Origin of the sequence: Hamadaea sp. NPDC050747 (genome assembly GCF_040654195.1) — a bacterium.
GTDB lineage: Bacteria > Actinomycetota > Actinomycetes > Mycobacteriales > Micromonosporaceae > Hamadaea.
Genome location: NZ_JBFAHM010000017.1, coordinates 41,693 through 65,923, shown reverse-complemented (window position 1 = coordinate 65,923; position 24,231 = coordinate 41,693). Strand labels below are relative to the sequence as shown.

Annotated in this window: 30 protein-coding genes; 13 read left to right on the top strand and 17 right to left on the bottom strand. The window is 71.3% G+C overall.

Features of this window, described 5'->3' with window-relative positions:
- Window positions 1-20: 20 nt before the first annotated feature.
- Both AB0H43_RS33875 and AB0H43_RS33870 read left to right on the top strand, forming a co-directional pair.
- Window positions 21-677, top strand: a complete 657-nt coding sequence (locus tag AB0H43_RS33875; protein WP_360006196.1) for a response regulator transcription factor — start codon at window positions 21-23, stop codon at window positions 675-677.
- The gene (locus AB0H43_RS33870; protein ID WP_360006195.1) at window positions 674-1,840 is read left to right on the top strand and encodes an ATP-binding protein; all 1,167 of its coding nucleotides are present in this window, start codon (window positions 674-676) and stop codon (window positions 1,838-1,840) included. The genes AB0H43_RS33875 and AB0H43_RS33870 overlap by 4 nt, the downstream gene beginning before the upstream one ends.
- 113 nt (window positions 1,841-1,953) lie before the next feature.
- Here the strand turns inward: AB0H43_RS33870 and AB0H43_RS33865 are convergent, their stop codons facing one another.
- Window positions 1,954-2,706, bottom strand: coding sequence for an ABC transporter permease (locus tag AB0H43_RS33865; protein ID WP_360006193.1), 753 nt, complete (start codon window positions 2,704-2,706; stop codon window positions 1,954-1,956).
- Window positions 2,703-3,422: an ATP-binding cassette domain-containing protein gene (locus AB0H43_RS33860; RefSeq protein WP_360006191.1), complete on the bottom strand. Its 720-nt coding sequence runs from the start codon at window positions 3,420-3,422 to the stop codon at window positions 2,703-2,705. The genes AB0H43_RS33865 and AB0H43_RS33860 overlap by 4 nt, the downstream gene beginning before the upstream one ends.
- 120 nt (window positions 3,423-3,542) lie before the next feature.
- Between AB0H43_RS33860 and AB0H43_RS33855 the strand changes: the two genes are divergently transcribed.
- From AB0H43_RS33855 to AB0H43_RS33845, 3 genes are all read left to right on the top strand, one after another.
- Entirely contained in the window at window positions 3,543-4,688 is a 1,146-nt protein-coding gene (locus tag AB0H43_RS33855; RefSeq protein ID WP_360006189.1) for a histidine kinase, read from the top strand.
- Complete coding sequence (locus AB0H43_RS33850) at window positions 4,685-5,347, top strand: response regulator transcription factor (protein WP_360006188.1); 663 nt, start codon at window positions 4,685-4,687, stop codon at window positions 5,345-5,347. Before AB0H43_RS33855 ends, AB0H43_RS33850 begins: the two co-directional genes overlap by 4 nt.
- A gap of 75 nt (window positions 5,348-5,422) precedes the next feature.
- Window positions 5,423-6,322, top strand: coding sequence for a hypothetical protein (locus AB0H43_RS33845; RefSeq protein WP_360006186.1), 900 nt, complete (start codon window positions 5,423-5,425; stop codon window positions 6,320-6,322).
- On the opposite strand, the gene AB0H43_RS33840 is transcribed toward AB0H43_RS33845, so the two are convergent.
- Together AB0H43_RS33840 and AB0H43_RS33835 are read right to left on the bottom strand one after the other, a co-directional pair.
- Window positions 6,319-7,098: a class I SAM-dependent methyltransferase gene (locus AB0H43_RS33840; RefSeq protein WP_360006184.1), complete on the bottom strand. Its 780-nt coding sequence runs from the start codon at window positions 7,096-7,098 to the stop codon at window positions 6,319-6,321. The two genes, AB0H43_RS33845 and AB0H43_RS33840, sit on opposite strands and share 4 nt — an antisense overlap.
- A 101-nt stretch (window positions 7,099-7,199) precedes the next feature.
- On the bottom strand, window positions 7,200-8,447 hold the full coding sequence (locus tag AB0H43_RS33835; RefSeq protein WP_360006182.1) for an MFS transporter: 1,248 nt from the start codon (window positions 8,445-8,447) through the stop codon (window positions 7,200-7,202).
- Between the two features lie 76 nt (window positions 8,448-8,523).
- Here AB0H43_RS33835 and AB0H43_RS33830 point away from each other — a divergent pair, with 76 nt between their 5' ends.
- Window positions 8,524-9,033 carry a MarR family transcriptional regulator gene (locus AB0H43_RS33830; protein ID WP_360006180.1) on the top strand — a complete coding sequence of 170 codons (510 nt, stop codon included), beginning with the start codon at window positions 8,524-8,526 and terminating at the stop codon, window positions 9,031-9,033.
- 37 nt (window positions 9,034-9,070) lie between these two features.
- The gene (locus AB0H43_RS33825; RefSeq protein WP_360006178.1) at window positions 9,071-9,871 is read left to right on the top strand and encodes an NAD(P)H-binding protein; all 801 of its coding nucleotides are present in this window, start codon (window positions 9,071-9,073) and stop codon (window positions 9,869-9,871) included.
- Here the strand turns inward: AB0H43_RS33825 and AB0H43_RS33820 are convergent.
- Both AB0H43_RS33820 and AB0H43_RS33815 read right to left on the bottom strand, forming a co-directional pair.
- A complete protein-coding gene (locus AB0H43_RS33820; RefSeq protein ID WP_360006176.1) occupies window positions 9,846-10,691 on the bottom strand; it encodes an aldo/keto reductase in 846 nt (281 codons plus the stop codon). The genes AB0H43_RS33825 and AB0H43_RS33820 overlap by 26 nt on opposite strands.
- 26 nt (window positions 10,692-10,717) lie before the next feature.
- Window positions 10,718-11,071 carry a four-helix bundle copper-binding protein gene (locus AB0H43_RS33815; RefSeq protein ID WP_360006174.1) on the bottom strand — a complete coding sequence of 118 codons (354 nt, stop codon included), beginning with the start codon at window positions 11,069-11,071 and terminating at the stop codon, window positions 10,718-10,720.
- 90 nt (window positions 11,072-11,161) lie between these two features.
- On the opposite strand from AB0H43_RS33815, the gene AB0H43_RS33810 reads away from it, so the two are divergent.
- Window positions 11,162-11,785: an FMN-binding negative transcriptional regulator gene (locus tag AB0H43_RS33810; protein ID WP_360006172.1), complete on the top strand. Its 624-nt coding sequence runs from the start codon at window positions 11,162-11,164 to the stop codon at window positions 11,783-11,785.
- 18 nt (window positions 11,786-11,803) lie between these two features.
- On the opposite strand, the gene AB0H43_RS33805 is transcribed toward AB0H43_RS33810, so the two are convergent.
- On the bottom strand, window positions 11,804-13,054 hold the full coding sequence (locus AB0H43_RS33805; protein WP_360006170.1) for an MFS transporter: 1,251 nt from the start codon (window positions 13,052-13,054) through the stop codon (window positions 11,804-11,806).
- An 89-nt stretch (window positions 13,055-13,143) separates the two neighbouring features.
- On the opposite strand from AB0H43_RS33805, the gene AB0H43_RS33800 reads away from it, so the two are divergent.
- Window positions 13,144-13,986 (top strand): SMP-30/gluconolactonase/LRE family protein, encoded by an 843-nt coding sequence (locus AB0H43_RS33800; RefSeq protein ID WP_360006168.1) that lies wholly within the window; start codon window positions 13,144-13,146, stop codon window positions 13,984-13,986.
- A gap of 40 nt (window positions 13,987-14,026) precedes the next feature.
- On the opposite strand, the gene AB0H43_RS33795 is transcribed toward AB0H43_RS33800, so the two are convergent.
- The 6 genes from AB0H43_RS33795 to AB0H43_RS33770 all read right to left on the bottom strand — a co-directional run bounded on the left by AB0H43_RS33795 (window position 14,027) and on the right by AB0H43_RS33770 (window position 17,420).
- On the bottom strand, window positions 14,027-14,170 hold the full coding sequence (locus tag AB0H43_RS33795) for a GPGG-motif small membrane protein (protein WP_360006167.1): 144 nt from the start codon (window positions 14,168-14,170) through the stop codon (window positions 14,027-14,029).
- Window positions 14,171-14,220: 50 nt separating this feature from the next.
- Window positions 14,221-14,664 carry a MarR family transcriptional regulator gene (locus tag AB0H43_RS33790; RefSeq protein WP_360006165.1) on the bottom strand — a complete coding sequence of 148 codons (444 nt, stop codon included), beginning with the start codon at window positions 14,662-14,664 and terminating at the stop codon, window positions 14,221-14,223.
- Window positions 14,661-15,074, bottom strand: a complete 414-nt coding sequence (locus AB0H43_RS33785; RefSeq protein WP_360006163.1) for an EVE domain-containing protein — start codon at window positions 15,072-15,074, stop codon at window positions 14,661-14,663. The genes AB0H43_RS33790 and AB0H43_RS33785 overlap by 4 nt, the downstream gene beginning before the upstream one ends.
- An 18-nt stretch (window positions 15,075-15,092) precedes the next feature.
- The gene (locus tag AB0H43_RS33780) at window positions 15,093-16,436 is read right to left on the bottom strand and encodes a PQQ-binding-like beta-propeller repeat protein (RefSeq protein WP_360006161.1); all 1,344 of its coding nucleotides are present in this window, start codon (window positions 16,434-16,436) and stop codon (window positions 15,093-15,095) included.
- Between the two features lie 345 nt (window positions 16,437-16,781).
- Window positions 16,782-17,141, bottom strand: coding sequence for a MerR family transcriptional regulator (locus AB0H43_RS33775; RefSeq protein WP_360006160.1), 360 nt, complete (start codon window positions 17,139-17,141; stop codon window positions 16,782-16,784).
- 30 nt (window positions 17,142-17,171) lie between these two features.
- On the bottom strand, window positions 17,172-17,420 hold the full coding sequence (locus AB0H43_RS33770) for a DUF3040 domain-containing protein (protein ID WP_360006159.1): 249 nt from the start codon (window positions 17,418-17,420) through the stop codon (window positions 17,172-17,174).
- Between the two features lie 112 nt (window positions 17,421-17,532).
- Here AB0H43_RS33770 and AB0H43_RS33765 point away from each other — a divergent pair, with 112 nt between their 5' ends.
- On the top strand, window positions 17,533-18,399 hold the full coding sequence (locus AB0H43_RS33765; RefSeq protein ID WP_360006157.1) for a universal stress protein: 867 nt from the start codon (window positions 17,533-17,535) through the stop codon (window positions 18,397-18,399).
- A 13-nt stretch (window positions 18,400-18,412) separates the two neighbouring features.
- Here AB0H43_RS33765 and AB0H43_RS33760 read toward each other — a convergent pair whose 3' ends face one another.
- Complete coding sequence (locus AB0H43_RS33760; protein WP_360006155.1) at window positions 18,413-20,350, bottom strand: aconitate hydratase; 1,938 nt, start codon at window positions 20,348-20,350, stop codon at window positions 18,413-18,415.
- A gap of 93 nt (window positions 20,351-20,443) precedes the next feature.
- Here AB0H43_RS33760 and AB0H43_RS33755 point away from each other — a divergent pair, with 93 nt between their 5' ends.
- The 3 genes from AB0H43_RS33755 (at window position 20,444) to AB0H43_RS33745 (ending at window position 22,741) form a co-directional block, all read left to right on the top strand.
- The gene (locus AB0H43_RS33755; RefSeq protein ID WP_360006153.1) at window positions 20,444-20,881 is read left to right on the top strand and encodes an SRPBCC family protein; all 438 of its coding nucleotides are present in this window, start codon (window positions 20,444-20,446) and stop codon (window positions 20,879-20,881) included.
- Window positions 20,882-20,902: 21 nt separating this feature from the next.
- Window positions 20,903-21,688, top strand: a complete 786-nt coding sequence (locus tag AB0H43_RS33750; RefSeq protein WP_360006151.1) for a metallophosphoesterase family protein — start codon at window positions 20,903-20,905, stop codon at window positions 21,686-21,688.
- 219 nt (window positions 21,689-21,907) lie between these two features.
- Window positions 21,908-22,741, top strand: a complete 834-nt coding sequence (locus AB0H43_RS33745; protein ID WP_360006149.1) for an aminoglycoside phosphotransferase family protein — start codon at window positions 21,908-21,910, stop codon at window positions 22,739-22,741.
- A gap of 39 nt (window positions 22,742-22,780) precedes the next feature.
- Here the strand turns inward: AB0H43_RS33745 and AB0H43_RS33740 are convergent, their stop codons facing one another.
- The 3 genes from AB0H43_RS33740 to AB0H43_RS33730 are packed head-to-tail and all read right to left on the bottom strand — an operon-like array spanning window position 22,781 to window position 24,220.
- Window positions 22,781-23,215, bottom strand: a complete 435-nt coding sequence (locus AB0H43_RS33740; RefSeq protein ID WP_360006147.1) for a nitroreductase family deazaflavin-dependent oxidoreductase — start codon at window positions 23,213-23,215, stop codon at window positions 22,781-22,783.
- A gap of 9 nt (window positions 23,216-23,224) precedes the next feature.
- Entirely contained in the window at window positions 23,225-23,887 is a 663-nt protein-coding gene (locus tag AB0H43_RS33735) for a hypothetical protein (RefSeq protein ID WP_360006146.1), read from the bottom strand.
- Window positions 23,888-23,920: 33 nt separating this feature from the next.
- Complete coding sequence (locus AB0H43_RS33730; protein WP_360006144.1) at window positions 23,921-24,220, bottom strand: STAS domain-containing protein; 300 nt, start codon at window positions 24,218-24,220, stop codon at window positions 23,921-23,923.
- Between the last annotated feature and the right edge of the window lie 11 nt (window positions 24,221-24,231).

Below are 24,231 nucleotides of genomic sequence, written 5' to 3'. Positions count from 1 at the left end.
CCGCTGGCATACTTGCGCGGGTGCGAGTACTGGTGGCCGAGGACGAGCCGATGATGGCCGCGGCGATCGCCGACGGGCTGCGGGACGAGGCGTTCGCGGTCGATGTCGTGCATGACGGCGCGGCGGCGCTGGAGCGGCTCTCGATCAACGACTATGACGTCCTGCTGCTCGATCGGGATCTGCCGGTGGTGCACGGCGACGAGGTGTGCCGTCAGGTGGCGGCGGGCGACGGGGCGGTCCGGGTGCTGATGCTGACCGCCTCGGGCACGGTCGCCGAGCGGATCAACGGCCTGTCCCTGGGCGCGGACGACTATCTGCCGAAGCCGTTCGACTTCGACGAGCTGGTCGCCCGGATCCGGGCGCTGGGGCGGCGCACCCGGCCGGCGCTGCCGCCGGTGCTGGAGCGGTCCGGGATCCGGCTGGACCCGCACCACCGGGAGACGTATCGCGACGGCCGCTACGTCAGCCTCTCCCGCAAGGAGTTCGCGCTGCTGGAGGAGCTGCTCCGGGCCGACGGCGGGACGGTCTCGGCCGAGACCCTCCTCGAGAAGGTGTGGGACGAGAACGCCGACCCGTTCACCACGATCGTCCGGGTCACGCTGAGTTCGCTGCGCCGCAAGCTCGGCGAGCCGCAGCTGATCGAGACGGTCACCGGCGTCGGGTACCGGGTCCGATGAACTCGTTGTCCCGGGGCAGTCTGCGGCTGCGGCTGACCCTCGCCTTCAGCTTGATCTTCCTGTTCGGCGGGGCGGCGGTGCTGTTCGGCTCGGTGATCCTGGTCCGCAACAGCATGAGCTACGCGCTGAACGGCGCGATCGAGAGCAAGTACGACGGCAGCTTCCGCACGCCGCGCATGGGCGAGGACCAGCTCGACAAGGAAGCCCTCTACGACCAGCTGGAGGCCGACCAGGCCACCAAGCGGATCATCATCGACAGCATGCAGACCAACCTGATCAAGAAGGGCGGCGCGACCGTCCTCGGGGTCTGGCTGGTGGCGACGGCGACCGGCTGGTTCCTCGCGGGCCGGGTGCTGCGGCCGCTCAACACCATCACGGCGGCCGCGCAACGGATCGCGGGGCGTACGCTGCATCGCCGGATCGCCCTGCGGCATCCGCCCGGTGAGGTCAAGACGCTGGCCGACTCGTTCGACAGCATGCTCGACCGGATCGACGATGCGTTCTCGGGCCAGGAGCGGTTCATCGCCAACGCCGCCCACGAGCTGAAGACCCCCATCGCGATGAGCCGTACGCTCGTCGAGGTCGCCATGCGCAAGCGGACCGCCCCGCCGGAGATCCACGGGCTGGGCGAGAACCTGCTGGAGATCAACCTGCGGCACGAGCGGCTGATCGAGTCGTTGCTGACACTGGCCAGCGCCGGGCACGCCATCACCCAGCCGCGCCCGGCCGACCTGGCCGATCTCGCGCAGTCGGCCATCGCCGCCACCGACACACAGGACGCGATCATCGTGTCCGACCTGCGCCCGGCGCGGACGATCGGCGACCCCATCCTGCTGGAACAAGTCATCCGCAATCTCGTGGACAACGCCGTGCGCTACAACGTGCCCGGTGGCCAGGTCGAGATCCGCACCCGGTCGTTCGTCCACGAGGTCCAGGTGATGGTGGTCAACACCGGCCCGGTCATCGCCCCGCACGAAGTGCCGACGCTGTTCGAGCCGTTCCGGCGGCTCATCGACCGGGTCGGCTCGGCTCGAGGCAGCGGTCTCGGGCTGTCGATCGTCCGCGCGGTCGCCCAGGCGCACAAGGGCGACGTGAGCGCGACGCCCCGGCCGGGTGGCGGGCTGCAGGTGTGCGTGACACTCCCCGCCCACTCCGTCCGCTGACCTCTCGCCTGCCCCTCCCCCTCGGCGCGCTGCTCGCCGCTCGGCGCGTTATCCGGGATAACGTCCCCTCGCCGGTGGTGGAAGGGGACGCTATCCCGGATAACGCGAGCGCCCTAAGCGTCCCGGCGGCGCAGGACGAGATAGCCGCCGAGCAGCGCCGACGCGGTCCAGCCCAGCAGAAGGAGCAGTGCGACGCCAGGGCCGTAGGCGGGGCCGAAGCCGCTCTCCGGTCCCCCGGCGATCCGCATCAGCTCCATCCCGGCCTGATCGGGCAGGTATTGCAGCACCGGCCGCAGCCCCGGCACGTTGCCCAGGCCTTGGGAGCCGAGGAAGAGCACCGGGATGAGCACGCCCAGCGCGATCGCGGAACTGCGTAGCATCGTCGCGACTCCTGCGGCGAACAGGCAGATCAACGGCAGGTACGCCACCGCGCCCAGCAGAGCCGGCACGGTGTCGGGATCACCGTCGGCGACGGCGTACGGGCCGAGCACACGCTGCCCCACCAGGAACGCGGCCGGCACCGACGGCGCCGACACTCCGAGCGCGACCAGTCCGACGACGGCCGCCTTGGCGGCGTAGAACCGGCCGCGCCGGGGCACCGCCGCCAGACTCGGCCGGATCGAGCCCGACGAGTACTCCGAGCCGACCGCGAGCACCCCGAAGACGACCAGCGCCAACTGCGCGAGCGTGAGCCCGTAGAGCGCGGTCACGATCGGGTCGAAGTTCTGCACCCGTTCGATGTTCGCCCGGAAGTTCGAGGCGATGAACGCGCTCAGCCCGACGGCGAGCCCGGCCGTCGCCAGCAACGCCCACATTGTGGAGCGGACACTGCGTACTTTGATCCATTCGGCGGCCAGCAGGTTCATCGCTGCCCCCGGTACTCCACCGCGTCCGCGGTGAGCTTCAGGAACGCGTCCTCCAGCGACTCGGCCCCGGCCACGAAGTCGGCGGTGGCGACGTCGGCCAGCAACCGGCCGCGGCCGATGACGACGAGATGGTCGGCGGTCTGCGCGGCCTCGCTCATCAGGTGGCTGGAGACGAACACGGTCCGGCCCTGCGCGGCCAGCCCGCGCAGCAGGTCACGGATCCACCGCACGCCCTCGGGGTCGAGGCCGTTGACCGGCTCGTCCAGGATCAGCACCGCCGGGTCGCCGAGCAGCGCCGCGGCGAGCCCGAGCCGCTGCCCCATGCCCAGGGAGAACTTGCCCGCGCGCCGCCGGGCCGCCGTGGTCAGTCCGGTCAGGTCGATCACCTCTTGTACGCGAGAACGCCCGATCCCGTTGCTGCGAGCCAGATATCGCAGATGACTGAGCGCGGATCGTCCCGGATGGACGGACCGGCCGTCGAGCAGCGACCCGACCGTGCGCAGCGGCTGGTTCAGGCGCTCGTACCGCTGCCCGGCGACGCGTACCTCGCCCGCGGTCGGCCGGTCCAGGCCCAGCATGAGCCGCATCGTCGTCGACTTCCCCGCGCCGTTGGGGCCGAGGAAGCCGGTCACGACACCGGGCCGGACCGTGAAGGTCAGATCGTCGACGGCGGTCGTGCGCCCATAGCGTTTGGTCAGGTGAGAGACCTCGATCATGGCTGCCATCGTGGGCCGCCGGACGGCTTGGCCGCATCGGACCGGGGTCGGAGCGGCGGCCGCCGCCGCTCCCCCCGTGGGTGGAGGCGCGTCGTCGCCGGACGTGGCTATTGTCGACCGGTGCATCCCCGGCAGCAGGCCCGCCACGCCCGGCTGATCGCCGTAGACGGCGTCGCCGTGCTGGCGTATGTGGCCGTGCTGCTGGCGACCGGACCGGTCGGCCCGTCGGCGGCACACCCGGCGACCGGCGCTGCGTGGGAGCAGTTCGCCCTGGCCGGGGCGGCTCTCCTCCCGCTCGTCGTACGCCGGTTGTGGCCGTTGCCGGTGTATCTGGTGACGCTGGCCGTCAGCGTCGTCGCCGTGGTGCGAAACCACCTGTGGGATCCGCTGCTGCCGGCCGCGTACGCGTTGTACGCCGTGACCGCCGCGCGTACGCCCCGGACCTGGTGGGAACGGTGGCTCCCGGGATGGTCGATCGGGCTGCTGTTCGCCGCGGCCGCCGTCGGCGCGACCGGCGAATCCGGCGGCGACTGGTGGCGGGGCAACGCCGGGCTGCTGACACTGGGCTTCCTGGCCCTGCTCGCCGCGGCCGAACTCGGCCGGGCCGCCCACCAGCGACGCGCCGACGCCGTACGCACGGCGCAGCAGATCGCCCGGCAGGCGGTCGACGAGGAGCGGCTGCGCATCGCCCGGGAACTGCACGACGTCGTGACCCACAGCATGGGCCTGATCGCGGTGAAGGCCGCAGTCGCCAACCACGTCGTGCGTACGCGCCCCGAGGAGGCCCACGAGGCGTTGCGCGTCATCGAGCAGACCAGCCGCAACGCCTTGGACGACATGCGTCGCATGCTCGGCGTACTCAGATCTGACGAACAGACCGCGGACCTCGCGCCCGCCCCCGGCCCGGCGGCGCTCGGTGAGCTGGCACGCCGAGCCGGAGCCGAGCTGACCGCGAGCGGGCTCGCGGACCTGCCGGACGGGGTGGGCCTGGCCGTGCACCGGATCGTGCAGGAGGCGCTGACGAACGTCGCCAAGCACGCCGGTCCGCGCGCCCGCTGCGTGATCGTGGTCGAAGCCGACGGCCGCGAGGTACGCCTGAGCGTCGTGGACGACGGCACGAACCCGGCCTCGCCGAACGCCGGCGGCCACGGCCTGATCGGCATGCGTGAACGGGTCGGCATGTACGGCGGCAGCCTCGTCGCCGGCCCCGAACCCGATGGCGGGTTCGCCGTGCGCGCCACCCTGCGCTACGAGGCGGCCCAATGACCGAGCCGTTGCGGGTGCTGCTCGCCGACGACCAGACCCTGCTGCGCGGCAGCCTGCGGGTGCTCATCGACGCCGAGCCGGGCATGGTGGCGACCGGCGAGGCGGCCACCGGCGAGCAGGCCGTGCGCCTCGCCCGCAGCCAGCACCCGGACGTCGTCCTGATGGACGTGCGGATGCCGGGAACGGACGGCATTGAAGCCACCCGCCAGATCTGCGCCGACCCCGGCAGCACCGTCAGAGTGCTGATGCTGACGATGTTCGACCTCGACCAGTACGTGTTCACGGCGCTGCGCGCGGGCGCCAGCGGATTCCTGCTGAAAGACACGCCACCGGCGGACCTGCTGACCGCGATCCGGGTCGTCGCCGCCGGAGACGGACTGCTCGCCCCGGGCGTCACCCGGCGGCTCATCGCCGAATTCGCCCGCCGCCCCGAACCGGTGCCCCGTGCGGATCTGCCCGGCGTCACCGATCGGGAACGCGACGTGCTGGAGCTGATCGCGCGCGGGCTGTCCAATGCGGAGATCTCCGATCGGCTGCACGTCGGGGCGGCGACCGTGAAGACACACGTCGGGCATCTGCTCACCAAACTCGGCGCCCGGGATCGGGCGCAGCTCGTCATCGCCGCGTACGAGAGCGGGCTGGTCGTCCCAGGAGCCTGAAGATCCCTCGGGCGGGGGAGGCGATTCCCGCGTACTGGGGAGTCTTGGCGGACGGCCCAAGACGACGCTGAGGGCATGACAAGAGCCAAGAACATCGCGGCATTCGCAGCCGTCGCCGCCGCGTTGCCCTACCTGGTCCTGAAGGTGATATGGCTGTCCGGTGGCACCGTCGGCGCGAACGAGTCCACTCCAGACGACGCGACCTTCTTCGCGATGAACGCCTTCACCGTGCTGATGGACGTGACGGCGGTCGTGCTCGCGCTGGCGTTCACCCGCCCTTGGGGGCGCCGGTTGCCGGCTCCCCTGGTCCTGTTCCCGATGTGGGTGGGCGTCGGGTTCCTCGGAGCCATCGTCCTCGCGCTTCCAGCCGCTGCGGCGATCAGCGCGTTACGCGGGCTGAACGTGTTCGCCGAGGGCGGCGGCATCGTCGAACCGTGGGTGTACGCCGTCGTCTACGTGGGGTTCGTCAGCCAGGGCGTCGGCCTGTTGACCGCCTTCGTCCTGTACGCCCGCGAACGCTGGCCGCGACTGCCGGGCGGACCCCTGCCGGCCGAGTTGGGGCTGCTCACCAAGACGATGATCGGCCTGCAGGCCGCTCTCGGGCTGATCTGCCTCTACTGGGGACTGGGCGGCAACGCGGGACTGCCCGCCGGATCGACCAGCTTCAGCGGCCGGTTCCTGATGGCGATCTTCGGGCTGCTGTCGATGGCCGGCGCGGTCGGACTGCATCGGATGAAGGGCGGCCCGACGTGGACCGCCCTCACGTTGACCTGGCTCGGTTCCGGCGCCGCCTTCGCCTGGGGTCTCTGGTTGACGCTCAACCTGGTGGTGGACTCGCCGCTGGCCGCTGACGGCGGGCCGATGGGCGTGCTCGGGCTGGTTTCCCTGTTGCGGCTGCTCAGCGGCACGATCGTCGGGCTGATCGCGGCGACCCAGCTGGTCCAGCCGCAGCGCTCCGACCTGGTGTCGGCCTAGGTTCGGCGTACGCGGAGCACGCCGGTCAGCATCGGCAGGGTGAACTCGCCGTCGGCGGTCTCGGGCCGGCTCCCCAGGAAGGCACGGATGCGGTCCAGCGCGGCGGCCCGGTCCGGCTCGGGCATGACAAGCATGCCGGCTCGCGTCCCGAGGGTCGCGACCAGGGAGTCGGCCGTACGCCGCTGCCCGTGCGGGAACTCGGCCTGTTCCGGGGAGCCGAACCCGGCCGGTGCGCCGTCACGGGTCAGGTACAGGTGTGCCGTCGCCGCCCGCCAGCGGCTGAACGTGTCGCGGGGGCCCATCGCCGCCGGCCCGCTGACCTGGTCGAGCCCGGCGGCCCAGTCCACTCGGTCGTCGATCACATTCCAGAGGCCGGCCAGGGTGCCGCCGGGCGTTAGGACGCGGGCGATCTCGGGGCCGGCGACGGCCATGTCGAACCAGTGCATGGCGTTGCCGGCCACCACCGCGTCGACGGACGCGTCCGGCAGCGGGATCGACTCGGCGCTGCCGGACAGTGCCTGCACAGTGGGCAGTCCGCGGCGCAGCTCGGCGAGCATGGCCGGATCAGGTTCGACCGCGACGACGTCGAGGCCGAGCGCGACCAGGGAGGCGGTCAGCTTGCCGGTGCCGGCGCCGAGGTCGAGCACGCGCGAACCGGGTGCGAGGTCGAGCGCCCAGCGCAGGGCGGTCTGCGCGTAGTCGGGGCGGTGCTCGGCGTACGCGGTCGCGGCCGCGCCGAACGACGAGCCGTGCACGTGAGGGTCTTCATGATCCATCAGCCGACTGTAGCCGGGGCGGGGCGGCCGTCGCAGGTGATCTTGAACGGAAGACGTCGCCCCCGCACCGCTTTCTGTTCAAGATCAGCAGGATCGCAGGGTCACGAGGGAATACCGGCCTCGGCGGACTCGGGCGACGGCCGGGGCGTCGGCGCGATCTCCACAGTGGAGCGGACGAGGCGGCGCGTACCGGCGACCGCCAAGGGCGCGATCCCGGCTCCGAGCAGGACGAGCGCGCAGACCGTCAGCACGGGGTCGTAGCCGAAGGTTGAGGCCAGCGGTCCGGCGAGGGCGTTGCCGATCGGCATGGCGAGGAACGAGGTCAGCATGTCCCACGAGGCGACCCGGGCCAGCCGGTCGTGCGGGATGTGATCCTGCAGCGCGGTGTCCCAGGCGACGGAGAAGAAGGCCAGTCCGGCGTATCCGACGACGGCTCCGGCCGCGACGGCGGTGAGGACGCCGGGCCAGACGTAGACGAGGACCCAGACCGGCATCAGCAGCAGGGTCAGCCAGCCCGCGCGCAGGAGCCGCCGGGGTTTGAAGCGCATGCCGACGGCCGCGCCGACCACGCCGCCGAGTCCTTCGGCCGCCGCCACGAGACCGGCCGCGCTCGCGCCGCCGAGCCGTTCGATCGCCAGGACCTGCACGAGGACGAGGACCACGCCGTTGGCGATGTGATAGACCGTGGCCGCCAGTACTCCCACCAGCAGCCAGTCGCGTCGCCGGATCTCCAGCCAGCCCGCGCCGAGTTCGCGCAGCATCCCCTCGCGGGGCGGGCGGGTGACGCGGACGCGGATGAGCAGCGCGGTCACTGTGGAGACGACGAAGCTGATCGCGTTGACGGTGAAGCCGGTGGTGGCGCCGAACCGGGCGACCACGAGACCGCCGAGTGCCGGGCCGAGGACCGCGCACGAGGTCTGGAGCAGGCTGAGGGTCGCGTTGGCGGCCTGCCGCTGGTCGGCGGGGACGAGCATCGGCTTGAGGGAGGTGAATGCGGGGCCGAAGAACGCCCCGGCTCCGGCGGAGGCCGCGGCGAGCACCATGATCAGCGGCAGCGCATAGTGGCCGGTGCCGAAGACGAGCGCGATGCCGGTCGCGGCGGCGGCGCGGACGATGTCGGAGAGCACCATGACCCGCTGGGGCTGCATCCGGTCGGCCCAGACGCCGCCGAAGAGGGTGCCGGCCAGCATCGCGACGACCGACGCGGCCATGACCAGGCCGAGGTCGCCGGCTCCGCCGCCGGCGAGCAGGATCGCCACCGCGAGGGCGACGGTCTGGAAACCGTTGCCCAGCCAGGACAGTCCCTGTCCCAGGGCCAGCATGCGGAAGTCGCGGCTCATTCGTCTCATGCCCGCACGGTAGTTCAGCGTCGAACTATTTGACAACTAATTATCAGACGTCGTCGGAAGCTGACATCATGGGGAGATGAGCACACCGGATCGGGACGCCGCCGATCATCACGTCGCACGCTGGGCCGACTATCTCCGCGACGACCCGGCCTTCTCCCCCGAGGTCGAGGCGGCGGTGATCCGGATGGGACACATCCTGCGCCGGATGCGCCGCGACGACGTGGCCGCGTTCGCCGACTCCGAGTTCACCATCGAGGACTACAAGACGCTGCACGCGCTGATGGTGCAGCCGTACCCGAATGAGGCGACGCCAGGCCAGCTGGCCGAGGCGACCGCGGTCACCCGGGCCGCGATGACGAGCCGGCTGGACCGGCTGGCGAGCGCCGGGCTCATCACCCGGGAGAGCGAGCCGAACGACCGCCGCCGCGTGCTGATCCGGCCCACGGCGGCGGGGCGTACGGTCTGGCAGCGGCACCTCACCGAAGGCCTGGAACGGGAGAACCGGCTGCTGTCCGCGCTGACCGAAAAGGAGCTGGTCCAGCTCAACGCGCTGCTGCGCAAGGTCATGCTGTCGCTGGACGAATGACGTTTCGCGGCCCGCGTACGCGAGTAGGCTCGCCGTCATGGCCCTCGTCTTGATCACGGGCGGCACCGGCACCTTGGGCCGGCAGGTCGCCGACCGCGTACGCCGCAGTGGCGACGAGGTCCGGATCCTGTCCCGCCATCCCGCCAAACCCGGCGCGCCGGGGGAACCCGGCGTCCAGCGTGTCGTCGGCGACCTCGCCACGGGGCGCGGCATCGCCGAAGCGGTGACCGGAGTGGACGTGATCGCCCACTGCGCCGGCGGCCCGAAGGACGACGAAGCGCTGACCCGTACGCTGGTCGCGGCGGCCAAGAAGGCCGGTGCGCCGCACATCGTGTCGGTCTCCGTCGTGGGCGCCGATCGTGTGCCCATGCGCAGCCGGATCGACCGGACGCTGTTCGGCTACTTCGCCATGAAGCTCGCGACCGAGCGCGTGGTCCGGCAGTCCGGTCTGCCGTGGACGGTTCTGCGGGCCAGCCAGTTCTTCGAGCTGATCGAGACCGTGGCGGGCGCCCTGTCGAAGTCTCCCGTCGTGCCCACCTTCCGCGGGCTCAAGTTCCAGCCGGTCGACGTGCAGACCGTGGCCGACCGCATGGCCGAGCTGATCCGCGGCGATCCGGCCGGGCTGGTCCCCGAGGTCGCCGGGCCGGTCGTCGCCGACATGGCCGTCTTCGTGCGCGACTACCTCCAGGTGAAGGGCAAGCGGCGGGCGCTGGTGCCGATTCCGCTGCCGGGCGCGGCCGCGCACGCCATCGCGGCCGGTGCGATCACGGCCCCGGATCAGGCGGTCGGCCGCCAGACCTGGGTGGAGTACCTCACGACAGCTCGAGGGCCGCGCTGAACTGTTCGTCGGTCAACTCGACGGCTCGCGCGCCCAGGTTCTCCTCCAGGTGCGCGACCGAGGAGGTGCCCGGAATGGGCAGCATCACCGGCGACCGGCGCAGCAGCCAGGCCAGTGCGAACTGGACCGGCGTGATCCCGGCCGCCGACGCGAGGGCGTCCAGCGGACCGCCCGGCCGGGCCAGCTCACCGGTGGCGATCGGAAACCACGGGATGAACCCGAGTCCTTCCGCTTCGCAGTAGTCGAGCACCGTCTCCGCCCGGCGGTTGGCCAGGTTGTAGAGGTTCTGGACGGTGGCGATGTCGGTATGCGCCCGGGCCTGCCGCAGCTCAGCGACCGAGACCTGCGACAGTCCGATATGGCCGATCTTGCCGTCCTTCTGCAGTTCGGTCAGCGCGCCGAGCTGATCGGCGAGCGGCACCGCCGGGTCGATGCGGTGCAGCTGGAACAGGTCGATCCGCTCCAGTCCGAGCCGCCGCAGCGACAGCTCGGCCTGCTGCCGCAGGTACGCCGGATGCCCGAGCGGATGCCACTGGTCCGGTCCCGTCCGCGCCAGCCCGGCCTTCGTGGCGATCACCAGATTCTCCGGGTACGGGTGCAGTGCCTCCCGGATCAGTTCCTCGGAGACGCCCGGTCCGTAGGAGTCCGCGGTGTCGATGAAGGTCACGCCCAGCTCGACCGCCCGGCGCAGGACGCGGATCGCCTCGTCGTGGTCGCGCGGCGGGCCCCAGATCCCCGGGCCTGTGATCTGCATGGCGCCGAAGCCGAGCCGGTCTACCGGCAGCGTGCCGCCGATGGCGAAGGTCATGCCCGCAAGCATTCCCGGATCCGGCCCGGGCCGCCACCTCAGGCGTGCGCGGCCGCCATCTGGCGGCAGGAGCGCTCGCACTCCCGGCAGGCGTCGGCGCAGCGCTGCATCTGCACGTCGTCGCCGAACGCCTCGCAGGCGGCGGCGCACTGGCGGCAGACGTCGGCGCACAGGGTGCAGATGGCCGGATGGAACTCCGACGACCGGGCCATGAAGTCGGCCGCCATGCGGCAGATGTCGGCGCAGTCGGTCAGCAGCCGGATGTGGGCCGCCTCCGCGTGCCGCCCGCCCTGCTGGAGGCAGTAGTTGATGGTCTCCTCGCAGATCCGGTGACACTCCAGTGCGGCCGAGACGCCCTGCGCCATCGTGCCGTTGTCGTGGTGCAAGTCCATGATCAGGCACTCCCTCGTCGGGTGTCAGGTCAGCCCTCACCGTATGACAGGCTGGTGGAGGCCGCAGGCGTTCGAGCGAGGACGACATCCATGTACATTCCCAGCCATTTCGCCGCAGACGACGCAACCGTCGGCGAGCTGCTTCGTCACCCTGGCGCGGCCGATCTGATCACGGCGACGCCGGACGGACTCATAGCGACGATGCTCCCGTTCCTGTTCGACCCGGCCGTCGGCGAGCACGGCGCGCTGCTCGGCCACGTCGCGCGGACGAACGACCAGTGGAAGCGGCCCGTCCTCGGGGAGGCGCTGGTGATCGTGCGCGGCCCGGACGCGTACGTCTCCCCTTCCTGGTATGCCACCAAGGCCGAGCACGGCCGGGTCGTGCCGACGTGGAACTACGTGACCGCCCACGTCTACGGCGAGTTGATCGTCCACGATGATGCCGAGTGGGTGACCGGGCTCGTCCGGCGGCTGACCGACCACCATGAGGCCGGCCGGGCGCACCCGTGGTCGGTGGACGACGCTCCGGCGGCCTTCGTCGCCGGTCAGGCACGCGCCATCGTCGGGGTCGAGCTGGTGATCCAACGGGTCGAGGCCAAGGCCAAGCTCAGCCAGAACCGCTCGGCCGCCGACGTCGGCGGCGTCATCGACGGACTGACGGACCAGGGCCAGACCGCCGCGGCGTCCGCGATGCGCGCTCACAACGGGCACTGACGGCCGCTCCGCGTCAGATCAACCGGTACGCCCAGCGCCGTACTCGGCGGGACGATCCTCCGGCGACCGTGGGGCCGGCGGGCGTACCGTCTCGATGACGGCCGGGAAGCCGTCGCGCCGTCCATAAAGGACGCCAAGCAGTCCGGCCCCCGTCAGCACGGCTGCGACCGCCGGCAGCGCACCGGTTCCCCAGCCGGCCAGGACCTGCCCGCCGAGCAGCGCCCCACCGCCGATGCCGAGGTTGAACGCCGAGGCGTTGAGCGCCGACGCGGTGTCCCCCGCCTGCGGCGGGGCTGCGCGCAGGATGGCGGCCTGCACCAGTACGGCCAGCCCGTTCAGGGCGAGCCCGGCCACCATGACCCCGGCGACGGCGAGCACGGGCCCGTCAGGGGCGCCGGCGAGGAAGACGAGCGCCGCGGTGAGGATGCCGCCGCCGGACAGCATCGCCAGCCGCGGTCGCCGATCGACCAGCATCCCGGCCAGGAACAAGCCGACCGCCCCGGCGACGCCGTAGCCGAACAACGCCGGGCCGAGCGTCTTCTCGGCGACCCCAGATGCCTGCAGGAACGGCGAGATGTAGGTGTAGAAGGCGAAGTAGCCGAGCATGGTCAGCGCCGTGGTGACCGCGACGACGGTCACGGACGGCGTTCGCAGTACGCGTACCAGACTGGTCTCGGTTGCGGAGGTCTCGCCCGGCATCGGCGGCAGCAGACGCGACGCGACCAGTGCGACGAGCGCGGTCGCCCCGGAGAGCGCCAGGAACGACGCCCGCCAGCCGATCGCCACTCCGAGCCCGGTCCCCAGCGGGACTCCGACCAGGACGGCCACGGTTCCGCCGCTGAACACGATGGTCACCGCCCGGCCGAGCCGCTCCGGCGGAACCAGGCGCGCCACGTATCCGGCGACCATCGCCCAGAACACCCCGTGGGTCAGCCCGCCGAGCAGGCGTGCGACGGCCGCGATCGGGTAGGCCGTGCTCACCGCCATCAAGACGCTGCTTCCGGCGTACGCGACGAGGGTGCCGACGAACAGCGCACGCCGCGGGAGGCGGGCGGTCGCCCGGCCGAGCGGGGCCGCGAACAGGGCCACCATGAGGGCGTACCCGGTGACGAGCAGCCCGACCGACGGCTCGCTCACGCGCAGGTCGTGGCTGATGGAACTGAGCAGGCCCATGGGCAGCATCTCGGTGGTGACCGAGAGGAAGGTCCCGGCGGCGACCAGCAGAAGGCTGGCCAGCGGCCAGGGGGCGGCCCGAGGGGTGTTTTCCATGATCGCGACCGTATCTGTGGGGGCGGTTGTCGATTCGGCGGGGGCTCGTTCGTATAAGCAGGTGAGACGGATGAGTGAGGTGGTCGGCGATGAGTGAGGCTCGGGTGGTGCTGGGTGGCCGGGGGCTGGTGGAGTCCCCGCGATGGCACGGCGGCCGGCTGTACTTCTCGGACTGGTCCGCCGGTGAGATCCTCGCGACTGACCTGGCGGGCCAGAGCGAGGTGGTCGCGCGCGTGCCGTCGCTGCCCCTGTGCACAGCGTGGCTGCCCGACGGCCGGATGGTGATCGTCTCGTCGGCCGAGGGGCGGCTGCTCGTCCAGGCCGGGGACGGGGGCCTGACGAGGTACGCCGACCTCGGCCGTCCGGGCTGGAACGACGTGGTCGCCGATGGGCGGGGCAACGTCTACGTGAACCGGGCGGGCTTCGATCCGATGGCCGGCGAGGAGGTCCGGCCGGGCGGGGTGTCGCTGGTGACCCCGGACGGCGGCCTACGCGAGGTCGCCGACGACGTCCTGTTTCCCAACGGAATGGCGGTAACGGCGGACAACTCGACGCTCATCGTCGCCGACTCGTTCCGCAACTGTCTTCTGGGCTTCGACATCGGGGCGGACGGGACCCTCGAGAATCGACGGATCTGGGCGGATCTCGGCGACGGAGCGCCGGACGGCATCTGTCTCGACGCCCAGAACGCCGTCTGGTACGCCGACGTGCCCAACCGCCGGTGCGTACGCGTGGCTGAAGGCGGCGAGGTCCGGCAGACGATCGACCTGGATCGGGGCGGATTCGCTTGCGCGCTCGGCGGTCCAGCGGGTACCACGTTGTTCATCGTGACGGCGGTCTGGCAGGGCATGACCGAGGCTCAACCGGTGCGGCCCGGCAGCGGCCAGGTGCTCGCCGTCGACGTGGACGTGCCGGGCGCCGGATGGCCGTGACTGGGGCCGGCTGATCCCACGCGTCAGCCGGCCCCCCGCGTCAACTGAACAGGCTGACGCCACCCGGCCCGACCAGCAGGCCGAGAACGATGAGCACGATGCCCCAGATGATCTGCCGCCGGATCAGAGCGAACACGCCGGCGATCACGAGGATTACTGCGATGATCCAAAGTAAGAAATCCACGGTCCAGGGTTTCCCCCGGTCAAGCTGACGTAAACTCGCGTTTCCGCGTCCTACGGGCGGCGCAGCGCCCGCAGCGCTCCGGCGAAGCGCTCCACGCCGTCGCCGAGAGCGCCGAAGAACTCCCGGTCACACGCCTCGACGGCGACGATGGCCCGGTTGACCAGAGCCCGGCCCTCTTCGGTCGCCTCGAGCGCCCGCGCCCGCCGGTCCTGCGGATGGGGCGGGCGGTGGACGAGGGCCCGGCCCTCCAGCGCGCGCAGCACCTGGGAGGTCATCATCGGGTCGGTGACCGCCAGGTCGGCCAATGCCTTCTGGGTGACCGGTCCCGAGTCCTGCAGCCAGGTCAGCGCCGCGAGCAGCACGAATTGCACGTGCGTCAGGCCGAACGGTTTGAGCGCGGCGCGGATGGCGGCCTGCCACTGGTTCGTCACCTGCCACAGCAGCAGCCCGGGGCTCTCGTCGGCGCTGCGGAACTCGGTGTCGAGGCCGCTCACCGATGGCCCGCCAGGGCGGACCGGATCACCGCGAAGTCCGCCTCGGACAGCTCCACCAATCCGCGGCGCAACTGGTAGCCCCAGTTGCGCTCGCGGGTCAAAGCCAGATCGAGATCCATGATGCGGGTCTCCCGTGCGTCCTCCACGTAGGACACCCTACGACGCCACGGGTGGAAGTCTCCCTCGTCGGCTTGCCAGATCTCGTCGTCGGCCACTTCCCCGATCGCGGTGAACGCCTGGAGTGGCGTACCGCCGCGCAGGCCGGTGCGGGGCGAGTAGTAGACCAGCCAGTCCCCCGGCGACAGCCGGGCCAGCCCGTCCCGTCTGCCGTGCCCAAGTTGGGCGATGCCCAGTCCGGTGCCGCGGCGTACGTGGTCGCGGCAGACGACTCCCAGCCAGTACCTCTCCATGACAGATAGTATGCGCGCTTACTTTATTCCGGTCAAGCCGGCCTCCGTGAGCCGCCAGGCACGAGTGCCCGAGGTGCCGTCGCCGGTGCAGAGCAGCCAGCCGGCGCCGACCCGGCAGTTGCGGGCGTCGGCGAGGTCGGCGACGGCGCGAACCCGGCTTCCCTCGACCACGCCGAGCCACGCCCGGCCCCCGCGTTTCGGTTCGAACAAGGTGTAGATCCGATCTTCGACCACTCCGGCGACCCGCCACACTCCCAAGTCGGCCCGCGTCTGCCCGGTCGCGGCGTCCACCAGCGCCGTCGCCATCGACTGCGCGGGTATCAGCGGCAGCAGGGTCGCGTCCCCCACCTCGATCTGGACACCGGTCCATGCGCCGGCCCGCCGCCAGACCGTCGCCTGGGCCTTCAGGTCGACGGCCACCAACTCCGGGCCTGCGACCAGGCACACCAACCGGCCACAGCGAGGATCGCCGGCGATCTCCATCGAAGCGCTAGCCGCCACCGTGGTGACCCTCATGACCGCCGTGGGATCAGCTCCGGCGACGGCAAGCCCATACGACAGCCCGGCACGCCCGTCCAACACCAGCACGTCGGACAAACCGACGGCCATCAACGCCATGGCCGTCAGCGGCAGCGAGCCCACCGGCGTGACTCGGCCCGTCAGTGAATCCAGCCGGCCGAGCTGCGTCCGTCCCTCGGGGGACCCGGGCTCGTCGGCCACGAAGGTCCCGATCAGAATCTCCGCGGCGGGCGTGTACGCCGGATAGGGCTGACCGTCTCCATTGCGCCAGATCACGTGCCCGTCGCCGGAAGTCAGCCCGACGAGCCCGGTGTCGTCCTGTACTACGAGGACGCCAGAGGCCGGCGTACCGGGCAGCACCAGGGCTCCCCGATGCTCCCAGCGCTTCGCCCCGGTGACACCGTCGAGCGCGGCGATCAGCCCGGGCGTGATCTCCGGCGATTGGTTCGCGCCGACCCGGGTGATCTGTGGGCTCACCACGAGCACCAGGTCACCGGCGTCGCGCAGCTCCTCGATCGGCCGCCCCGACTGGTACGCCCACAGCTGCCGCCCGCTGGCCAGCGAGTACGCCCGCAGCTCGAAGTCCTGCCCCGTCACGACGTACGCCCGGTCGCCCGTGATCAGCACGTCGCCGTCCACCGACACCGGGGGCAGACGGATCGGCGCCACCGCCGGTACGCCTGGAGCCGCGGCCGCCTGTGTGGCGAGCACCAGGGCCAGCAGCGTTCCACCGACGACGGCGGTCCGCTGCCGTCGCAGCGCCGCGCGTACGCCGGCCAGCCGGGCCGGTCGTTCCCCGGCGGGCGTCGGGGGCGGCGGCGCATCCAAGTCGATCAGGGTCATGCCGTTACAACGCGCCGGCTCGGCTCCCGCGTTGCCCTCGTCGCCGACGCGCTCGAAACTGCGGATGCGCCCGGTGCCGGAGAAGGCTTGATCGGCTGACCACGCACGTGATTGCGTCTGGGTGCGTCTGGGCGGCCGCCCCACCTGGGGGGTGGGTGCGGTGGGGCGGCTGCCCAGACGGCGGGAGAACCACGACCCGCGGTGAGCCGGGCGTGCCAGGGGGGTGAACGCCCCGCTCGATCATGGACCTTAAAGCGGCTCACGGGCGGAGGGACTCGGCCGGGCGGCCAGCAAGATCATCATCATCGCGTCACGGTTGCCGACCGCGGTGTCAGCCGAGGCTGATCAGCCCTGGGTCCGGTACCAGGCGATCTTCTCCTGGAGATGCTCGTACTGCCGTCGCAGCAGCTCCATTCGCTCCTCCACCTCGCGTGAGTGCTCTTCCAGCAAGGAGAGCCGTTCGGCGAGCGTGGCCTCCCCCGCGCGCGCCAGATCGCAGTAGCGCCGCAGCTGACTGATCGGCATGCCGGTGTCGCGCAGGCAACGCAGTACGTCCAGCCAGCCGAGGTCGTCGTCGGAGAACACCCGGCGCCCGCCCGACGTCCGGCTGACGTCGCCGAGCAGCCCGATGCGTTCGTAATACCGGAGAGTGTGGATGCTGAAGCCGGTCAGCTCGACCGCCTCCGCCGGGGTGTAGGAACTCACGGGGCGAGCATAGATTCGCCGGCAGCGGGTTCAGGAACGGCGGCTGTGGATCATCATCACGGCGATCAAGGCCGTCAGGGCCAGGATCGCGATCGCCCATTCGATGCCGACGAACAGCCCGACGAAGATCGTCAGGAGCGCGGCAACCACATGGGTGAGCGCGCGAAGCCAGGTGTGCCGCCGGCGCATCCCGCCAAGGCGCGCGGACAGAGCTGGATCATCGGCGACGAGCTGCCGCTCGATCTCCGCCAGCTGAATCTCCTCGCGCGGGCTGAGCATCGCGCCTCCATGGGGGCTTGTTCCCTTATCGTCCGCCCCGCCGGACCGCCTGCGCAAGACGCGTTTGTGCCCTCCCGGGGTCGGGTATGCGCGCGCGGGAGAAGGTGATCGCGTGGATGCCAAACCCCCGGTGGTGGTCGGCGTGGACGGATCACCCACGGCTATGGATGCCGCCCGCTGGGCGGCCGCGTACGCCGTTCGGCACGGCGCGTCGCTGTGCTGCGTCTACGGATACCACCTGCCGCTGTATGGCTTCTCTCCGATCGGCACGCTCGGGGAGATGGAGCACTTCGACGCCCGCGCTCGCGGGCAGGCCGAGGACATGCTCGGCACTGTGGCCGAGCGGCTGCGGACGGCGTACGCCGGGCTGCAGGTCGACACGCGGATGGAGACCGGCGGCGGGACGGCCGTCCTCGTCGACGCGTCCCGGGAGGCGATCGCGACCGTCGTGGGCGCCCGGGGCGGCGGCGGCTTCACCCATCTGCTGCTCGGCTCGGTCGCCGACCAGGTCACCGTGCACGGGCTGGGTCCGGTGATCGTCGTACGCGGACCGGCGCCCGAGCGCGGCCCGGTCCTCGTCGGCGTGGACGCGTCCGAGCACGCCGAGCGAGCCCTCCGGTACGCCGCCGGCGAAGCCGCGCTCCGCGGCGCCGACCTGGTCGTGCTGCATGCGTACACCGAGGCGCTGCATCCGCGGGCCACGGATGCGATGACCGAGGGCCGGGCCGAGGCCGAACGCCTGCTCGCGACGACGACGGCCGACCTGCACAGCCTGCATCCGCGGCTGCGGGTCGAGACGCGTCCGTTGTACACCGGACGGGTCGACCAGGCCATGATCGAGGCGTCCGCCGGGGCGGTCCTCACCGTCGTCGGCTGCCGTGGCCTCGGCGGGCTGCGCAGCATCCTGCTCGGGTCGACCTCGCGGGCGCTGACCCATCACGCGGCCAGCCCGGTCGCGGTGGTCCACCGGCCCGCCTAGCGCGCAGCCGCGCTCAGCCCGCTTCGCGCAGCAGCGGAATCTGTCCGCCGGCGAGCACCATCGCGACTTGGCGCTCCGACAGGCGATGCCGCAGCCGTAGGGTCTGACCGTCCGCAGTGGACGCCGTCAGGTCGGCTCCGGCGGCGAGGGCGGCCCGGACGCCGTCCAGCACCAGCACGTCCCCAGCCTGGAGGCGCTCGTAGTCGGCGCGGTCGGCGAACTCCAGCGCGAGGACGCCGAAGTTGGCCAGGTTCTGCCAATGGATTCGGGCGTAGGAGCGGGCGACGACCAGGCGCAGTCCCAGATAGCGGGGGGCGATGGCGGCGTGCTCTCGCGAGGAGCCCTGCCCGTAGTTGTCCCCGGCGGCCACGGCATGCGGGCCCAGCGTTCGCGCCCGGGCGGCGTACCCCTGCTCGACCTGGTCGAAGACGAACTCCGCGAGGCGCGCGATGTTGCTGCGGTGCGGCAGGGCTCGCGCTCCGGCGGGCATGATCTCGTCGGTGGAGACGTCGTCGCCGAGTTTGAGGGCGATCGGCAGCTCGAGGCGGTCCGGCAGCGGGTCGAGGTCCGGCAGGCTGCCGATGCTCGGGGCCTTGTCCAGCTCGACGTCGGCCGCCTGCGCCGCCGGCAGGGGCGGTTCGATCGTCGCGATGCCCGGCATGGGCGCGGGCAGGCGCAGCCGCGGATGGTCGATGCCCAGCAGGGACGGCAGCTCCCGGGGATCGGTGATGCGGCCGGTCAGCGCGGCCGCGGCCGCGGTCTCCGGCGAGCACAGCCAGACCCGGTCATCGTGGGTGCCGGAGCGGCCCGGGAAGTTACGCGGGAAGGTACGCAGGCTGTTGCGCCCGATGGCGGGCGCCTGGCCCATGCCGATGCAGCCGAGGCAGCCGGTCTGGTGCAGGCGCGCCCCGGCGCGGATGAGGTCGAGCGTGGCGCCCATCGTGGTGAGTTCGGCGAGGGTTTGCCGGCTCGCCGGGTTGACGTCGAGCGACACCTGCGGGTGCGTACGCCGCCCGGCGAGGATCGCGGCGACGACGGCGGCGTCCCGCAGGCCCGGGTTCGCCGAGGAGCCGACGACCACCTGGTGCACCGGCTCGCCGGCGACTTCGCGTACCGGGGTCACGTTGCCCGGCGATTGGGGTGCGGCGATGAGTGGCTCCACAGTCGACAGATCGATCTCGTCGGTGAGGTCGTAGTCGGCGTCGGGGTCGGCGAGCAGTTCGACGAAGTCCGCTTCCCGGCCCTGGCCGCGCAGGAACGCCGCGACCTGGTCGTCGGCCGGGAACACGGTCGCGGTCGCGCCCAGCTCGGCGCCCATGTTGGCGATGACGTGCCGATCCATCGCGGTCAGCGTCGCCAGGCCCGGTCCGTGGTACTCGATGATCTTGTTTACTCCGCCGCCGACTCCGTGCCGGCGCAGCATCTCCAGGATCACGTCCTTCGCGCTCACCCAGGGCGCCAGCTCGCCGGTGAGGCGTACGCCCCAGACCTGGGGCATCCGGACGAACAGCGGCTGCCCGGCCATGGCGAGGGCCACCTCCAGGCCGCCGACCCCGATCGCCAGCATGCCGAGGCACCCGGCCGCGCAGGTGTGCGAATCCGAGCCGATCAGCGTCTTCCCGGGTACGCCGAATCGCTGCATGTGCGTGGGGTGGGAGACGCCGTTGCCGGGACCGGAGTACCAGATGCCGAACCTGCGGCAGGCCGAGCGCAGGAACAGATGGTCGGCCATGTTGAGTTCGTCGGCCTGGACGAGGTTGTGGTCGACGTATTGGGCGGACACCTCGGTGCGTACCCGGTCGAGCCCGAGAGCCTCCAGTTCCAGCATCACCATCGTGCCGGTGGCGTCCTGGGTGAGGGTCTGATCGATGCGCAGCCCGATCTCCGTGCCCGGGGTGGGTTCGCCGGACACCAGGTGGGCCGCGATGAGCTTCCGCGCCACGCTCGGCATGCGTACCAGTCTGCCCCGCCATCGACGGTTGTGCCCGGTGTTTGCCGCGCGCCTGGCGGGGAACTGAGCTTGACGGCGAAGGGAGGTCCGCCCGTGACCAGCAAGCTCATCGCGACCAGCAGTGTCAGCATTCCCGCCGATCCCACCGCCGTGTGGGACGCGCTCACCGATCCGGCGACTGTCAGCCAGGCCTTCTTCGGGGCCGACGTGACGACCGACTGGGAGCCCGGGTCGCCGATCCGGTTCGACGGCGACTGGCAGGGCCGCGAGTTCCACGACCACGGCGAGATCCTGGACGCCGAACCCGGCCAGTACCTCCGGTTCACCCACTTCAGCCCGCTGTCCGGGCTGCCGGACGAGCCGGACAACTACCACGTCGTGACCTTCGACCTCGTGCCGGTCGGCGACGAGACCGCCGTGACGATCACCCAGACGAACGCCGGAAGCGAGGAGGAGGTCCGGCATTCGGAGCAGATGTGGGGCGACGTCCTGGCCGTGCTGCGGGACTCGGTGGGGCGTCCGGGCGAGTGACGGGCCATGCCAGGATGAGGCATGCGCCGAGTCCTCGACCGAATCGCCCTGATCTCTGACGTCCACGGCAACCTCACCGCACTGGAGGCTGTCCTGGCCGACATCCGGGACCGGGACATCGAGCGGATCTTCAACCTCGGCGACTACGTCGGCAAGGGCCCGCGCGGGCGGGAGGTGATCGACCGCTGCCGGGAGGTGTGCGAGGTCAACCTGCTCGGCAACTGGGACGACGCGCTGCCCGACCCCGACCGGGAGTACGACAGCGAGGCGTTCCGGTGGTGGCTGGCGCAGCTGTCCGAGGGGCAGGGCGACTGGCTGCGGAAGCTGCCGTTCAGCTTCGACTTCCTGCTCAGCGGCCGCCGGGTGCGGTTGTTCCACGCCTCCTCGACCAGCGTGCACCGGCGCGTACGCTTCGACCACACCGAGGCCGAGTTCCTGGAGTTGTTCGCCAACACTCCGGCCACCGGTGACGGGCCGGTGCCCGACGTCGTCGGATACGGCGACACCCACGACCCGTACTACGAGGTGGACCGGCAGCGGCGCACCGTGTTCAACACGGGCAGCGTCGGCAACTCCATGGACGACCCCACCCCGGTCTACGTCATCCTCGAAGGCGTCTACGGCTCGGCCGAGGAGGCGCCCTTCTCGATCCAGTTCGTGCGGGTCCCGTACGACGTCGAGGCGGAACTCGCCGTCGCCGCCGAGCTGGGCATGCCTGAGCTGGCGGAGTACACCTCCGAGATCCGCGACGGCGTCTACCGCGGCGAGATGAACAACCCGGACGGGCCGCGCTACCACCGCCGGTGAAATCGGTCGCGCGGCAGATCGACGGCCGCTAACCTGTGCTCCAGTCAGTCCGACGATGGGAGGCCTGCCATGACATGCATGGTCATCAGCCTGGTTGCCACCACCGTCGCGACGCCGGAGAGCTGACCTCGCTTCTCCCCGCGTCGTGGCGGCGTTTCGATCGGCACCCGTTCGAGGTGCCGCGTTTTCGCACGCCAAGCTGACCTTGAGGAGAAATCCGTGGATTCCACATCGTCCTTCGAGCCGCTGCCCGCGGCCGAAGGCGGACCCAGTCACACCCGCCGTCTCGGCGACACGTCCCGCCGGGCCGCCGGCCCGTGGACGCCGACGATCCATGCCCTGCTGCGCCATCTCGAGAAGGCCGGGTTCACCGGCAGTCCCCGCGTGCTCGGCGACGGCTTCGCCGAGCCGGACGGCGCTCCAGCCGCCGGGCCGGGCGGTGCTGAAGAAGTGCTGACCTGGATCGAGGGCGACATCGTCCATCCGCACGCGTGGCCGTCGGAGGACGCCGTGCACCGCGTCGGACGGATGCTGCACGACCTGCACACGGCCGGCTCCACCTTCGAGCCGCCGCCAGATGCGCAGTGGCAACCGTGGTGGATGCACCGTTCCGGGCCGGACTCGGTGATCGGGCATTGCGACGCCGGGCCGTGGCACGTCGTCGCCCGGAACGGCGAGCCGGTCGCGTTCATCGACTGGACCCTGGCCGGTCCGGTCGACCGGCTCGACGAGGTCGCGGCCACCGCCTGGTGGCATGCGCAGTTGCACGACGACGACGTGGCCGCCCGGCACGCGCTGCCCGACCCGGACACCCGGGCGCGGCAGGTGCGGGCCTTCCTCGACGGCTACGAGCTGCCGAGGAACGACCGCGCCCGCCTCGTCACCCGGATGATCGAGATCGCCATCCGGGATTGCGCCGCGGAGGCGGCCCGGGCCGGGATCACGCCGGAGTCGGCCGACCCCGGTCCGCTGTGGTCGCTCGCCTGGCGGGCGCGTGCCGCGGATTGGATGATCCGCCACCGTACGCTGCTCGAGCAGGCCGTTACGGGGTGAGATGAGCCGGGGACCGCCGGATTCCCCGGCGGCCCCCGGTCAGCCCGCCGTACGCGTCAGGACGACGACGGGGATCTCGCGCTCGACCTTCGCCTGGTATTCGGCGTACTTCGGGAAGACGCCGACCATCAGGTCCCAGAGTTCGGCCCGTTCTGCGCCTTCGGCGGTACGCGCCACCGCCGCGTACACGTCGTCCTTGACCTGCAGCGTGACGTTCGGGTCGGCGGTGAGGTTGCGATACCACAGGGGATGCCCCACGGATCCGCCGTTGGACGCGATCAGCACGACGTCGTCGCCACGCGTTGCGTAGTACAGCGCGGTGCGGCGAAGCTTGCCGGACTTGCGCCCGCGTGTCGTCAGGAGCAAGGCGTTGACGCCGTAGTACTCGTGTCCCCGGCCGCCATCGCTGTCTACATAGGAATTGATGTGCTTGGCCACCCAGCCGACCGGGCTGTCGACGATCTCTTCGGTCACCGGCCCAACCTACGCGTCGGCTTTGGATTGCGCCCGTTCCTGGCGGATACGCCGCAGGGCGTCGCCCCACTGGTCGCCGGCGGCGGCATCCGCTTTGCGGTTGCGGAAGAAATGCGGGTGCCAGATCATCGCGTAGCCGAGCGTCACGAGCACGGCCAGCGCGGCCAGCACCTGCAGTCCCTGTGCTACGTCTTCGAGCCAGGCGTACCAGGCGGGATATACGAGCGCCTGGATCTCCGGGATCCGGGCACCGGAGGCCAGCGTACGCAGCTGGTCGAGGTACTCGCCCAACCGCAGCGGCGCGCTCAGGTCCGCGCCGATGCCGAACAATCCGTAAAGCAGGGTCACCACGTTGAGGACCAGCGCCGAGGTACGGGCGATGGCCGAGCCCCGGCGGACGAACAACGCCAGCGCCGCGCCGGCGAGGCAGACCACGCCGAGGACGATCAGCTCGGCGGCTCCCCGCCGGTCGCGGATCAGCGCCGGGGTCAGCAGCCCGAACTCCTCGTGGACCTGCCGGAAGACCTCGGCCAGCCGGGCCGCGTCGTCGGTGCCCCACCAGTACATCTCCAGGAGCCCGACCAGTACCAGCAGCAGTCCGACCGGAGCGGTCAGCCACAGTGTCAGCGTCGCGAGGCGTACGCCGCGCGGAACTTCCTCGATCCCCGTCATGGGCGCGACCCTATTCCACACCCTCGTCCGATGTCACCGGCCGGTCAGCAGATCGTGTACGCCCGTGACGCGCAGGACTCGCAGCACCAGCGGCGCCGGGTGGCTCACCCGCAGCCGTAGACCGTCGGCCGCCGCGAGGTCGCGTACGCGCACCAACATCGAGATCGCGGTCGAGTCGACGAAGGTGACCTCACTCATGTCCACTTCGACGTGGTGCCGGCCCCGGACGGCGTCGAGCAGCTGCGCCAGTGCCGCGTCTTTGGTCTGCAAATCCAGCGCACCGTGCAGCTTGACGACCACCATGGTCGGTGGGCCGGGTTCCTGGTCAGCCATCCGACCATTGT